This is a genomic window from Pyrodictium brockii, assembly GCF_055379715.1.
In genome coordinates this window covers 285,485-297,661 of the sequence record NZ_AP042401.1, presented here as the reverse complement: position 1 = coordinate 297,661, position 12,177 = coordinate 285,485, and the positions used below count along the sequence as shown (strand labels likewise).

Sequence of the window (12,177 nt, the reverse complement as noted above, 5' to 3'; positions counted from 1 at the left end):
GCGTGCCGGGGGACGATAGCTGCCACAAGTACCCCTACCTTATACCCCAGCTCTTTATCGAGGGGCTCGAGTCCAGCGACTACCTTGTGCTGAGGAACGGTGTAGCTCAGCGCTCCAGGGGCTGCCCGGAGGGCGAGAGGTGCTTCGGCAAGGCCATCTACGGCGTGGAGCTGGAGAGTATAGTGGACCTGGTGGCCAAGAAGTCCAGGAGGAGCTTCATAGTGGTGCTCCCCCGGGAGTACCGGAGAGGCCTGCTAGTCGAGGCAGGCAGCCCCGTGGAGCCTATACCCTTGGAGGGTATGCGTGTAGTTCTCGAGGTATGCGAGGGCAGTAGGGTCGGTGTGCAGAGCACCCTGGGCTTCATAGCCACTAGGAAGCTGGAGGTACGCCGTATTCGCAGCCACGTGAAGGGTGTCGTCGTCTATATCTACTCTTCCCCTGAGGCAGGGCCTGATAAGAACATAGTGCTGGTAGCCCCCGAGGAGGTGGTGAAGGAGATTGACGTACAATCCTGACGAGGTGCGCGAGCTGGCGAGGGCGTACGCGCTGCTCAACGCGGTAGAGCATGGGGGGAGAGCGGCAGTAGGCCCGGTAATGGGCAAGATTATGGCTGAACGGCCCGACTTGAGGGCTCACGCTAGGGAGATAGCCGGCATAGTCCGCGAGATAGTTGCAGAGGTAAATAAGCTGCCTCTCGAGGAGCAGAAAAGGCTGCTGGAGGAACACTATAGCTGGGTTAAGGAGAGGCTTGCGAAGCCGAGAGAGCAGGAGAGGGGCCTGCCACCGCTCCCCGGCGCCGAGGAGGGTAAGGTTGTAACACGCTTCGCCCCTAACCCGGACTTCATAATACACTTGGGCAACGCTAGACCAGCAATACTGAGCTACGAGTACAAGGTCATGTACAAGGGCAGGATGATTCTCCGCTTCGAGGATACAGATCCAAGGACCAAGACACCGCTCCCGGAGGCCTACGAGCTCATAAAGCAGGATCTCAAGTGGCTCGGCGTCAGGTGGGACGAGGAATACATACAGAGCCTGCGCATCCCGATATACTACCAGGTTGCCAGGCAGCTGCTTGAGAAGGGCCACGCCTACGTCGATGATAGGCCCGCGGAGGAGTTTCGCCGGTACCGTGACGCTGGTAAGCTGGCGGAGTATCCTCCCAGGCTGAGGGCGCCGGAGGAGAACCTAGAGCTATGGGACAGGATGCTGGAGGGCTGGCTCTCCGAGGGCGAGGCTGTGGTCAGGATTAAGACGGACCCACGCCATCCAGACCCCAGCGTGAGAGACTGGGTAGCCCTCCGCATTATAGATACTAGCCGCCACCCTCACCCCCTCGTGGGGGACCGCTACGTTGTGTGGCCCACTTACAACCTGGCAGCGGCAGTAGATGACCACATGATGGGTGTCACTCACATACTGAGGGCCAAGGAGCATATGCAGAACACTATCAAGCAGAAATACATATACGGCTACATGGGCTGGAAGTACCCGAACGTCATTCACTTTGGTAGGCTGAAGCTGGAAGGCTTCATAATGAGCAAGTCTACACTTAAGAGGCTTCTCGACCAGGGTATAGGAGCCGGTCTTGACGACCCCAGGTTCGCCACTATAGCGGGGCTCCGGAGGCGCGGCATAACAGCCGAGGCCATAAGGAGGGTTATACTCGACGTAGGCGTCAAGTACACGGATGCGAGCATCAGCTACGCTAACCTAGCCGCCGTCAACCGGGCTATAGTGGACCCGGCAGCCCGCAGGATCATGGCGGCCATACCCCCGCTGCCCCTCGTTGTAAATGATATACCCTGGGAGGAGCGCTGGCTCGAGATACCCTACCACCCATCCGGCAAGCTGGGATCGAGGAGGATACTGGTGAAGGGTCCATCCACGACCATATATGTGTCGCGGAGCGACCGAGGTCTACTGGAGCCGGGAAGAGTAGTGAGGCTGATGGAGGCCTTTAACATCGAGGTTGTGGATGCATCGGAGAGCCGCGTGGTGGCCAGGTTCCATAGCATGGGCCTCGAGGAGGCCAGGAAGCACCAGGCTCCAATAATCCAGTGGGTTCCCGGAGACGCTGCACTCCAGCTGGAGCTGCTAGTCCCCGAGGGGCTTGACCTGGTGCAGCGCCGCGGCCTCGTCGAGGCAGCGGCGGCGGAGCTGAGGCCTGGGGAGGTAGTGCAGCTTGTCCGCATGGGCTTTGCCCGCGTCGACGCGCTTGAGACGGAGGACGGCTCTGCAAGGAAAATAGTAGCTATATTTGCCCACGAGTAGCCCCCCTTGCGGCATCCCCGCTAGTTTTGTAAACCCGAGACGAGGCGGTGGCCTGGAAGCGGAGCCGGCGACGACCGGCACGGGAGGAGGATGAGCCATGAGCAAGCCCTTCTACGTGAGGTTCGAGGTACCCGAGGAGCTAGCCGAGAAAGCCTACCAGGCTCTCGAGATAGCCAGGAAGACCGGCAAGATAAAGAAGGGCACCAACGAGACCACCAAGTGTGTCGAGCGCGGCCTAGCCAAGCTGGTGCTGATAGCCGAGGACGTTGACCCGCCGGAGATAGTGGCACACCTCCCACTCCTCTGTGAGGAAAAGAAGATACCCTACATCTACGTTCCCAGCAAGAAGAGGCTGGGCGAGGCCGCTGGGATAGAGGTTGCCGCCGCCAGCGCCTGCATAATAGACCCTGGTGAGGCCAAGAGCCTCGTGGACGAGATAATCAAGGCGGTTAACGAGCTGAAGGCCAAGGCCAGCTAAGCCCCCTGGCCCTCCCTCGGGCCGCAGCCTGCAGCGGTTTTCTCCTCCAGGCCCCTCAGCAGCTCCCTGGTGCAGAGGGCGCATCCCTACCTGGCCCTGGTGGTCTCCGGTATACATGTCTCGGCCCTGGCGCTGAAGCCGCACCCGCTGCAGCTGAACCCTATGATGTACTTTGTGCAGTTGGCCAGAGGCTTCACGACCTTATCCTTCACCGTCTCCCCGCCGCAGGGGCAGGTCTCGAGATCCAGGTAGGCCACTGTCCCCCCAATGGTGGATTCTATTCTCACTCTCGCCTTCATGCCGAGGCTGGTGAGTTCCTCGGCGACCCAGTTGAAGTAGGCCAGGGTGTGGGGCTTCATGCTGGAGGCCAGCCTCTTGGCCGCGCGGGTGTAGAGTATGTAGTCTGACGCCACGGCATAGCTCAGCGACTCCAAAGCAGCCTGAAGCAGGGCTTCGAGAGAGGCTGCATATCCCGTCGATATATTGAATAGAGTGAACGCGCCTATATGGGCAAGCGCGTCCGCATCTAGGATGATCATTGCGTACTGCGAGCTAGGAGAGCGCAGGTAAGCCTCCTCTGCCTCCTCGACAGCCCCGCGGACGTGATGGGCTATGTGCTGTGGCAAACCCGCCTTAAGCACTTCTTCGGCCCCCTTCTTGTAGGCCAGCGCTGCAGCAGCTGCTGTCTCCTCACTGCAGCCTTCCAGCCTGCAGAGCCTGGCGGCGTAGAACGCTGCTAGGATAGCGTGAGGGCTAGCCCCTTCCAGCAGCCTGCTGGAGGCGGCACGAGGGATTCTGGAGAGGAGGGCCTCCACCGCCTCGCGCGCCACTGCGCAGCCCCTCCAGGCCGCGGGCCCCTTGGAGGAGGGCATCTTGTTTTATAGCCCGGTATCCACTCACGGGGGCTCCGCGGGGTAGCCCAGGTTGAGCCAGCGCAGTGACAAGAGCAGGGACTTCAACATTATAGAGGAGATAGGATTCCCGGCGGAGGTCATACAGATCATAGGCCGTACCGGCGTGCACGGCGAGGTAATACAGGTACGCGTGAGGGTCCTCGAGGGCCGTGACAAGGGCCGCGTGCTGACCCGCAACGTGCTAGGCCCGGTGAGGCTAGGCGACATAGTCATACTCCGCGAGACCGAGCGCGAGGCCAGGAGGCTAGGAAGGAGAAGGAGGTAGTAGATGAGAAGCAGGGGCCAAGCCAGCCCAGGTCCCTGGAGGTGTTCAATGGCATGCCGGCCGTCCACACCTGCACATACTGTGGCCGCGAGATAGAGCCGGGCACTGGCCTAATGTACGTGAGGAATGATGGCACTGTGTTCTGGTTCTGCAGCAGTAAGTGCTTCAAGCTCTGGAGGATGGGCCGCGATCCCCGCCGGCTCAAGTGGACTAGGCGCTATACTAGGCTCCGCCACTAGCCATCCCGGGTTTTTCCCCGCCCGTGACGGGGCTCCTCGCCGTTCATGTCACTTCATGCCGGCTATCGCTAGGGCTGCGGCCACGAGCGCTCCCCCCAGGAGCAGCCGCCTCTCCACCCTCTCGCTGGCTAGAGGCGCTGCTAGAGCCTGGCTGGCCACCGGCGTCATAGCTATGCCTAGGGCGACGAGGCTCGCCGGCATAAGCGTCAAGGCCTCCAGGAAGGCTAGCGCGCCAACCACGTAGCCTAGCAGAGAGCTCAGCACGATCTCCCCCGCCACCCTCCCGGCCCCGCGCCAGGAGAGCATGGGGGGCAGGAGGACCAGTGTAGTGAACACGGCGCGGGCGCTGGCCACGCTGAGGTAGCCAGCTCTCGAGAGGGCAACCTGGTAGGCGTACATGCTTCCGCCCCAGACTAGCGAGGTAGCCACAGCGGCTGCAAGGGCTGCCAGCCGCCTGTTCCTCGAGCCACCCGTCCTCCCGCCCTCGCTTGTAGAGACGATCCACACCCCTGCGACGGCCAGCACGGCCGCCAGCAGGACCTGGGGCCCCGCGACCCCCCGGAGGTAGTCGTAAGCCCCGGTCCATATGACGAAGAGGTAGGATACGGGCATCGCTACGCTAGCCCCTACCCCGCTCACGCTGTAGACGAAGAGGCTATCGCCCAGCACTGTGGCGACTACCCCTCCAAGCCACACGCCTAGCTCGAACATGGGGTCGAGCCAGGGCGTCTTCAAGGGAAAACGCTCGTATATATAAGCGGGAGGTATAGTGGCCGCAGCTGCTATGAGCATGCGCCACCCGTTGAAGGCTAGTGGGTCGATGTGGCCTAGCTTGGCGGCAGCCCTGCTCACTATTACCGGGGCCAGGCTCCAGGCGGCGACGGTCACAGCTATCGCTGCTAGCCCTGCCGCCTCCATGGGCCTAGCACCGCTGTGCAGCCCCAGGGCCCGGGTATAGGCGCCGTGCTAGCCCTGCCCCCTTCTAGCCAGCCTGGCCAGGAACCCCGCTATCGACGGGTAGTCCTCCTCGCCGTAGCCCATCATGTCCATAAGCGCGTAGTGATCTGCAACCGCCGCGGCTACGCCGCCGGGCAGGCCTGCTGCGGAGAGAGCTTCGAAGGCGTACCTGGCATCCTTCCCGGCCAGCTTGGCGGTGAAGCTGGCCTCGCCGCGGGGCCAGAGTCTCTCCCCGTACCTCTCAATAATGGTCTTCAGCCAGGTCCTTCCGAGCACCTCCCTGACGAGGACCTCCGCGCCCACCCCGTAGGCCTCTGCGAGGGCGAAGGCCTCGCCGAGCCCGGCCACTATGGAGAGGAAGGAGAGGTTGAAGGCGAGCTTGGCGGCCGAGGCCCGGGGAGGCTCCCCGAGGTACACCACCTCGCCGAGATCGTGGAGGTGTGGCGCGCCGCAAGCCTCGCTGGAGCGGGAGCCGCAGAGTACAACCAGCCTCCCCTCCAACGCGTTGCGGGGGCCGCCGGCCACCGGCGCCTCGGCGTAGACGCCCCCGGTCCTCGAGACCAGGCTCTCCGCCGCGAGACTGTGCCCGGGTGTGACGGTGGTGTGGTTATACACGATCCTCCCGTCCAGGGGGCCGCTGGCCACACCCCTCTCCCCGGCTAGCACCTGGAGCGAGGCCTCGTCGTCGGAGACCACTATGTGCACGTAGCTGCACTGCTCGGCGGCCTCCCTGGGGGAGGACGCGACCCGGGCCCCTATCTCCCCGGCCAGCGCCTGGGCCCTGCCGGGGGTACGGTTCCACAGTACCAGCCGGTGGCCCCTGGAGGCGAGCCTTCTCGCGATAGCCGAGCCTAGGCGTCCAGTGCCAAGGACAGCTATGCAGCCGGTCACGGCCGGCCCCGGGGAGGAGCTGCGTGGGCTAGGAGCGTCCTTCTTATAGCCCCTGGCGGCCACCGCCACCCTGCATGAACGAGCAGGGCAGCTGGCGGAGGCGCCCAGCCTTGGCGGTGGAGCGCACCTTCGTAATGATAAAGCCTGACGGCGTCAAGAGGGGCCTAGTCGGGGAGATAATATCCAGGTTCGAGAGGAAGGGCCTCAAGATAAAGGCGCTGAAGATGAAGTGGCTCACCAGGGAGGAGGCGGAGAAGCTCTACGAGGTACACAGGGGCAAGCCGTTCTTCGAGGAGCTCGTGGACTTCATAACAAGCGGCCCTGTGGTGGCTATGATACTCGAGGGCGACAGCGCTGTTGAGGTTGTGAGGCTTATGATAGGGCCCACCGACGGCAGGAAGGCTCCGCCAGGCACCATACGTGGGGACTTCGCCCTCGACATAGGAGCCAACGTGATCCATGCCAGCGATAGCAGGGAATCCTTCGAACGCGAGTACAAAGTGTTCTTCAGCGACGAGGAGATAGTAGGCGACTACTAGACCCCCAGCCCTATTTACCCCGCAGCTCTATCTATGCCGCCGGCTCAGTTTGCTCCTCTCAGGGCTCCCTGGGGAGCCGGAACATCAATTTAGACTCTAGCGGCCACGTCGCCCTGAGGGTGCAGCGGGAGGCCATGCCTCCACCGGAGAGGCAGGCGGGCATAGTAGGGAAGACAAACGTGGGCAAGTCAACCTTCTTCGCAGCCGCCACGCTGGCCACAGTGGATATAGGCAACAGGCCCTTCGTCACCCTAGAGCCGAGCACAGGCGTGGGCTACGTGAGGAAACGCTGCGTCCACGTAGAACTCGGCCTGCCGCGCTGCGAGCCTGCCACCGGCTATTGCATCAACGGGTGGCGCTTCATCCCGGTAAAGCTCATAGACATACCAGGCCTCATCCCCGGGGCTCACCAGGGCAAGGGCCTGGGCAACAGGTTCCTCGATGCGATAAGGAGGGCTGACGCGATAATACTTGTGGTAGACGCTTCGGGCTCCACCGATGCCGCAGGGAACCCCGTGCCTCCAGGCACCTACGACCCCGTCGAGGAGGTGCGCTGGCTAGAGAGGGAGCTGGACGAGTGGATATACGGTATACTACTCGATGGCTGGGACCGCTTCGCTATGAAGGTCTCGACCACGGGTGTCAGCGTTGTAGAGGCGCTCGCTCAGAGGTTGAGCGGCCTCAGTATAGGGAGAAGCCACGTCGAGAAAGCCCTGAAGACCAGCGGGCTTGAGGGGAAGAAGCTAACCTCCTGGACGAGGGAGGACCTGCGCAGATTTGCAACAGCTGTGAGGAGGTCTAAGCCAATGCTTATAGCGGCTAACAAGGCTGATATACCGGAGGCGGAGGACAACATAAGGAGGATGAGAAGCGAGCTGAGAGACTACATAGTGGTGCCTACCAGCGCGGCGGCGGAGCTGGCTCTCCGCCGGGCCGCCCGCGCCGGTCTCATAGAGTATGTTCCGGGCGACAGCGATTTCCATATAGTCGACGAGTCCAGGCTCTCGGAGAAGCAGCTCAAGGCGCTCGAGTATATCCGGGAGAGGGTTCTCCGCAAATGGGGCTCCACCGGGGTCCAGGACGCTATAAACAGGGCGTTCCTGGAGCTGCTAGACATGATTGTCGTGTACCCTGTTGAGGATGCTAACAAGTATAGCGATTCCCGTGGGAGAATACTCCCCGACGCCTACCTCGTCCCCCGCGGCACCACTGCCAGGGAGCTAGCTTACATGATCCACACCGACTTGGGGAGGACATTCCTCTACGCTATCAATGTCAAGACTAAGATCCGTGTAGGGGAGGACTACGTGCTCCAGGATAACGATGTGATAAAGATCGTGGCGGCGGCCGCCAAGAGGGGCTAGGAAGGGTCGGACGGGGCGTACCCTTTCGCCACCCCGGCCCCGGCGCCCCCGGGCCGGCTCGGCCATGCGGGCAGGTCCTCACCCCCTCTAGGGCAGCGGGGCTGTAGTGTTTTTAACAGGGTGTACGGCCTAGCCGCTCTCTGGGCTATTAAGGACGGGAAGGGATAGGCGATGGCCCGCGGCCTCTACCACTACCTCCGCGAGACGTGGAAGCAGCGCTACGAGGTACCGGAGCTGGCCGAGCTATGGAGGCGCCGCCTAATGGAGTGGCGCAGGCAGCCCAGCGTGGTAAGGATAGAGAAGCCTACCAGGCTCGACCGGGCAAGGAGCCTCGGCTACAAGGCCAAGCAGGGCATCATAGTGGTCAGGGTCCGCGTCCGCAAGGGCGGGCTTAACAGGCCTAGGCCCAATAAGGGCCGCCGCCCCAAGAGGATGGGTGTCTACGGTTACGCCCCAGCCAAGTCTACGAGGCTCATCGCGGAGGAGCGTGCGGCCAGGAAGTATCCCAACATGGAGGTTCTCAATAGCTACTACGTGGCGGAGGATGGCAAGTACAAGTGGTATGAGGTCATACTTGTAGACCGTAGCCACCCCGCCGTCTGCAGGGACAAGGACCTGGGATGGATATGTGAGAAGCAGCACCGTGGCCGCGCCTTCCGCGGCCTCACCAGTGCTGGCAAGAAGATGCGCGGGCTCCGGAAGACACGCGGGCTACGCGGCACCCACAAGTACAAGTGGAAGAAGAAGCAGAAGGAGCGCAGGCTCAAGAAGCGCCACGAGGCCCACCGCGGCGCCAGGCTCATTGCCCCCGACGAGATACGCGAGAAGTACCACCGCGGCGACCTCCAGTAGCCTCCTACGCGGGCTGCTGCAGGTTTTTGCGTGCGCTAGCCTCTCTCCCGCACTTTCCCTCTGCCGGCCTCTCCCGGGTTACTGAGGGATTTTACCCCTACAGGGCTGGTGCCTGGAGGATCCCGGCAGGCAGCTTAGCGCTCTAGCCACGGGCCCTGGCCGCTTGGAGGCGTAGAAGCAGATGGGTATGCCTACAAGGGTTATCAGAGTAGAGATAGCAGCCCATGCCCATGCCACGGAGGATGTGGAGAGAGTTGAGCAGGCAGTGCTCAATATTGTTCCTGAAGGCCTCAGAGGCAGGGTGAAGCTCGAGACCCGTACAGTGGAGGGCCACTACAACAACCCGATAACAAGGATCGTGGCGAGAATCGAGGGAAGGGACGCGGAGGAGTTTGTCCGGGGCCTAGCCAGGAGGCTTGATGAGCAGAGCAGGAGAATACTGGCAATGATGCTGGAGAACCGCTACGACCAGAGGCAGGGGAAATTCTACCTAAGGTTCAGCAAGCAGGACGCCTTCCTGGGCGAGCTGAGGCTCCACGACGGCGACGACGTGGTCCACGTGGTGATAACGCTCCGCGGCTCTCCGAGCCCAGAGAAGGCTCTCAAAGCCCTAGAGGAGCTGGGGCTTAAGGCTTGAAGTACATAGACCTATGCCTAAGGCCGCGCAGCTCTAAAGACGCGGCGGAGATGGCATCTATGGCAGGCGTCATGGGGTATAGGGTCGTCGCTGTAGAGGCGGGGGACCCTGAGCACGCCAGGGAATACGCCAGGATCTTCCGGGAGGAGGGTATCGAGGCTCTCACCCGCGCCACGGTAGAGGCCGAGTCTTGGAGCAAGGCGGTGGGCCTAGTCAGGAGGCTTGCTCAGAGCTTTGACCTTGTGGCGGTGAAGCCCAGGACTGCTGAGGCGGCACGGCTGGCGGCCAGGCATCCTCGTATTGCCCTAGTAGTGCTGCCGCCGGGCATGGCCAGGTACATGGATAAGAGCCAGGCGCATCTCCTCCGCGAGGGAGGCGCAGCGGTGGAGATCCAGCTCCACCTCCTCCTCCATGGCGGTGACCCCCGCGGCGGGCTCCGCGGCTCCATGATCATAGCTAGGAGGGCCGCAGCCTACGAGGCCCCCTTCACCGTCACTAGCTGTGCTAGGACCCGGTGGGAGATGTGGCACCCCCGCGTGGTGCAGGCTCTCCTGGCAGCCTTTGGGCTGCCAGAGCTTGTGGCCAGGCTCGCGGTAACCGGATACCCGGCCGCTGTTGTGAACGCTAAGGCTAGGCGCCTCGACGCCAGCGGGGCTGCGTAGGCCTTGGACCCCTCCCTCGCCGCTCCAGCGGCTCTCGCCGCCTTGGTGGCAGGGCTCGCGGCATGGTGTAGCCTCTGGAGGAGGCGCCTTGAGGACCGGTATAGGATGCTTGAGGAGAGGCTGAAGGCTGTATCCAGGGAGATGGACAGGGTGCTGAAGGCTGCCAGCTACGCGCTCCAGAGCATGGAGGCCGAGGAGTTCCTGGAGAGGTTGCGTAGGAAGAGGCGGCGCCGCTACATAGCCTTCTACATAGTCTACGAGGGCGATGAGCCCCCCTCGCCCGAGGAGGTCGAGCAAGCGGTGAAGAGGGCCGTAGAGAGGCTGGCAGGCCAGCTAACAGTTGCCCTCTCGCGGCTCCAGCTAGTCTACTACGACCCCGAGAGAGCCGCCGGGGTGCTCAGAGCATCTCATGACACCAAGTACCTGGTGCTGGCCGCTCTCGGGCTCGTGAGGCGCGTTGGGGGCCGACGCGCGGTGATAATCCCCGTGAGGACTAGCGGCACTATAAAGAGGGCTAAGCAGGCTCTTGCAGCTGACAAGCGGAGGCAGGTATGAGGGCTGTGGGTGCACGGCCATACACGGTTATATTCTCGACAGCCACCGTCGACGGGAGGATAGCATCCTCAACAGGCTACAGCATGCTGAGCTGCAGCTACGACTTGACGAGGCTCCGCTTGCTCCGCGGCGCCGCCGAGGCGGTGATGGTGGGGGCGTCCACCGTTCTGCTAGATAACCCCTCTCTCAGGAAGAGGCTCGAGCCCCGCAGCGACCGGTACTACCGGGTGGTGGTTGACGGGCGGCTTCGGATCCACGAGGATCTACGCCTCCTCCGGGAGCCGGGGCCGCCGGTCATAGTGTTCACGGCCACCCGTGACCCTGAGAAGATTAGGCGCCTAGAGTCCCGTGGGGCCCGCGTCCACCTAGTCGGGGATGACGGCGTCATTGACCTCGGGGAGGCCATGAGGATACTTGTGACAGTGTACGGTGTCCGCCGGCTGCTTGTCGAGGGCGGGGGAGTGCTCAACTATAGCATGCTAAGGGAGGGCCTCGTGGACGAGCTTAGGGTAACCTACACCCCCTACGTATTCGCCGCGGGGAGGAGCGTGGTCGACGATCCAGAGGCCCGGGGCTTCGCCACAACCAGCGAGTCCCCCAGGCTGAGGCTAGTATGCATGGAGAAATGCCCCTGCGGCAACTGCGTCCATGCAGCCTACCGGGTGGAGTCTACCTGCTGCCCCCCTGCCTCCGGGCCCTACATAGAACCCTGCCTCTCCCAGAAGCTTAGAGGGCTTACAACGAGGGCTGAGCAGCTCTACGAGTGGTGAACGGGAATGCCGCTGCTGGTCGGTGTGATAGCGCTGCTAGGGTACAGGGAGTGGACCGAGAGCCTAGGCTATGACAGAGAGTGGGCCATCCAGGGGAGGCAGGCCGCCATATACCGGGCCGCCGTGGAGGCTGCAGCCCTGCATGGAGGCCACGTCATCCCGGCCAGCCACGATATAATGATCGCGCTGCTGAACGGTGTGCCCCTCAGGGCGGTGGAGAGCCTATACAAGGCCATGTCCCGAGAGTCCCCGGTCCCCGTGGCCATTAGGGTTACCAGCACCAGCCGCCCCGGCTGGAGCATGCCCCCTCTCGAGCCGGGTGTAGTCTTTGACGGGGAGCCGGAGGAGCCCGGCTCGGAAGTGGCAGCGATACATATAGACATGAACGGTGTCAGCTCGGAGAGACTCCGCAAGGGCTTCATAACCCCGTTCGCCGAGGTTGCGAAGCTTCACGCCCGGCTCGTGGAGAAGGCTCTGCCCAGGGGCTACATACCGGGCTATCTGGGCGGCGACAACCTGGTAGTTTTTGCACCAGCGGAGGAGCTTGAAGAAGCCCTGGAGCTTGTCCAGAGGCTCATAGATGGCGGAGGCTACAAGCTCGGTGTCGGCGTCGCCGCGTCGCCTAGGGAAGCGCTCGCCCGCGCCGCCCACGCGTTATCCGTGATAAGGAGTAGGAGGGACCTCAGCCTCTACATAATCGGGCCCGGGGAAAAGCCAGCGCTCAGGAGCCCGGGCCGCTGCTAACTCCAGGGAGCCCACGCGCCCTAGAAGGCTCTCCGC

General features: G+C 62.8%; 16 protein-coding genes. 13 read left to right on the top strand and 3 right to left on the bottom strand.

The annotated features are described in order from the left end of the window. Positions 1-2: 2 nt before the first annotated feature. The 3 genes from ACZ42Y_RS01705 (at position 3) to rpl7ae (ending at position 2,752) form a co-directional block, all read left to right on the top strand. Positions 3-515, top strand: a complete 513-nt coding sequence (locus tag ACZ42Y_RS01705) for a DUF2118 domain-containing protein (protein WP_058370090.1) — start codon at positions 3-5, stop codon at positions 513-515. Continuing rightward, complete coding sequence (locus tag ACZ42Y_RS01700; protein WP_236698066.1) at positions 499-2,274, top strand: glutamate--tRNA ligase; 1,776 nt, start codon at positions 499-501, stop codon at positions 2,272-2,274. The genes ACZ42Y_RS01705 and ACZ42Y_RS01700 overlap by 17 nt, the downstream gene beginning before the upstream one ends. 97 nt (positions 2,275-2,371) lie before the next feature. Continuing rightward, entirely contained in the window at positions 2,372-2,752 is a 381-nt protein-coding gene (gene rpl7ae / locus ACZ42Y_RS01695; RefSeq protein ID WP_058370091.1) for a 50S ribosomal protein L7Ae, read from the top strand. An 86-nt stretch (positions 2,753-2,838) separates the two neighbouring features. Here the strand turns inward: rpl7ae and ACZ42Y_RS01690 are convergent, their stop codons facing one another. Further along, positions 2,839-3,582 (bottom strand): hypothetical protein, encoded by a 744-nt coding sequence (locus ACZ42Y_RS01690; RefSeq protein ID WP_464735552.1) that lies wholly within the window; start codon positions 3,580-3,582, stop codon positions 2,839-2,841. Positions 3,583-3,676: 94 nt separating this feature from the next. Between ACZ42Y_RS01690 and ACZ42Y_RS01685 the strand changes: the two genes are divergently transcribed. Next, positions 3,677-3,931 (top strand): 30S ribosomal protein S28e, encoded by a 255-nt coding sequence (locus tag ACZ42Y_RS01685; protein ID WP_058370093.1) that lies wholly within the window; start codon positions 3,677-3,679, stop codon positions 3,929-3,931. A 53-nt stretch (positions 3,932-3,984) separates the two neighbouring features. After that, positions 3,985-4,170 carry a 50S ribosomal protein L24e gene (locus ACZ42Y_RS01680; RefSeq protein ID WP_058370094.1) on the top strand — a complete coding sequence of 62 codons (186 nt, stop codon included), beginning with the start codon at positions 3,985-3,987 and terminating at the stop codon, positions 4,168-4,170. Between the two features lie 48 nt (positions 4,171-4,218). Here the strand turns inward: ACZ42Y_RS01680 and ACZ42Y_RS01675 are convergent, their stop codons facing one another. Continuing rightward, a complete protein-coding gene (locus ACZ42Y_RS01675; RefSeq protein ID WP_058370095.1) occupies positions 4,219-5,088 on the bottom strand; it encodes an EamA family transporter in 870 nt (289 codons plus the stop codon). A 48-nt stretch (positions 5,089-5,136) separates the two neighbouring features. Continuing rightward, the gene (locus tag ACZ42Y_RS01670) at positions 5,137-6,018 is read right to left on the bottom strand and encodes an NAD(P)-dependent oxidoreductase (protein ID WP_168371186.1); all 882 of its coding nucleotides are present in this window, start codon (positions 6,016-6,018) and stop codon (positions 5,137-5,139) included. 110 nt (positions 6,019-6,128) lie between these two features. Between ACZ42Y_RS01670 and ndk the strand changes: the two genes are divergently transcribed. The 8 genes from ndk (at position 6,129) to ACZ42Y_RS01630 (ending at position 12,141) form a co-directional block, all read left to right on the top strand. Further along, positions 6,129-6,557, top strand: a complete 429-nt coding sequence (gene ndk, locus ACZ42Y_RS01665) for a nucleoside-diphosphate kinase (RefSeq protein WP_058370097.1) — start codon at positions 6,129-6,131, stop codon at positions 6,555-6,557. Positions 6,558-6,691: 134 nt separating this feature from the next. Beyond that, complete coding sequence (locus ACZ42Y_RS01660) at positions 6,692-7,921, top strand: redox-regulated ATPase YchF (protein ID WP_058370098.1); 1,230 nt, start codon at positions 6,692-6,694, stop codon at positions 7,919-7,921. Positions 7,922-8,092: 171 nt separating this feature from the next. Next, on the top strand, positions 8,093-8,773 hold the full coding sequence (locus tag ACZ42Y_RS01655; RefSeq protein WP_058370099.1) for a 50S ribosomal protein L15e: 681 nt from the start codon (positions 8,093-8,095) through the stop codon (positions 8,771-8,773). 187 nt (positions 8,774-8,960) lie between these two features. Continuing rightward, positions 8,961-9,410: an RNA-binding domain-containing protein gene (locus tag ACZ42Y_RS01650; protein WP_070807796.1), complete on the top strand. Its 450-nt coding sequence runs from the start codon at positions 8,961-8,963 to the stop codon at positions 9,408-9,410. Continuing rightward, positions 9,407-10,072 (top strand): RNase P subunit p30 family protein, encoded by a 666-nt coding sequence (locus tag ACZ42Y_RS01645; protein ID WP_058370101.1) that lies wholly within the window; start codon positions 9,407-9,409, stop codon positions 10,070-10,072. Before ACZ42Y_RS01650 ends, ACZ42Y_RS01645 begins: the two co-directional genes overlap by 4 nt. 3 nt (positions 10,073-10,075) lie before the next feature. After that, positions 10,076-10,627: an Rpp14/Pop5 family protein gene (locus tag ACZ42Y_RS01640; RefSeq protein WP_058370102.1), complete on the top strand. Its 552-nt coding sequence runs from the start codon at positions 10,076-10,078 to the stop codon at positions 10,625-10,627. Continuing rightward, positions 10,624-11,397: a dihydrofolate reductase family protein gene (locus ACZ42Y_RS01635; RefSeq protein WP_058370103.1), complete on the top strand. Its 774-nt coding sequence runs from the start codon at positions 10,624-10,626 to the stop codon at positions 11,395-11,397. Before ACZ42Y_RS01640 ends, ACZ42Y_RS01635 begins: the two co-directional genes overlap by 4 nt. A gap of 6 nt (positions 11,398-11,403) precedes the next feature. Beyond that, positions 11,404-12,141, top strand: coding sequence for a GTP cyclohydrolase IIa (locus tag ACZ42Y_RS01630; protein ID WP_058370104.1), 738 nt, complete (start codon positions 11,404-11,406; stop codon positions 12,139-12,141). The last annotated feature ends 36 nt before the right edge of the window (positions 12,142-12,177 follow it).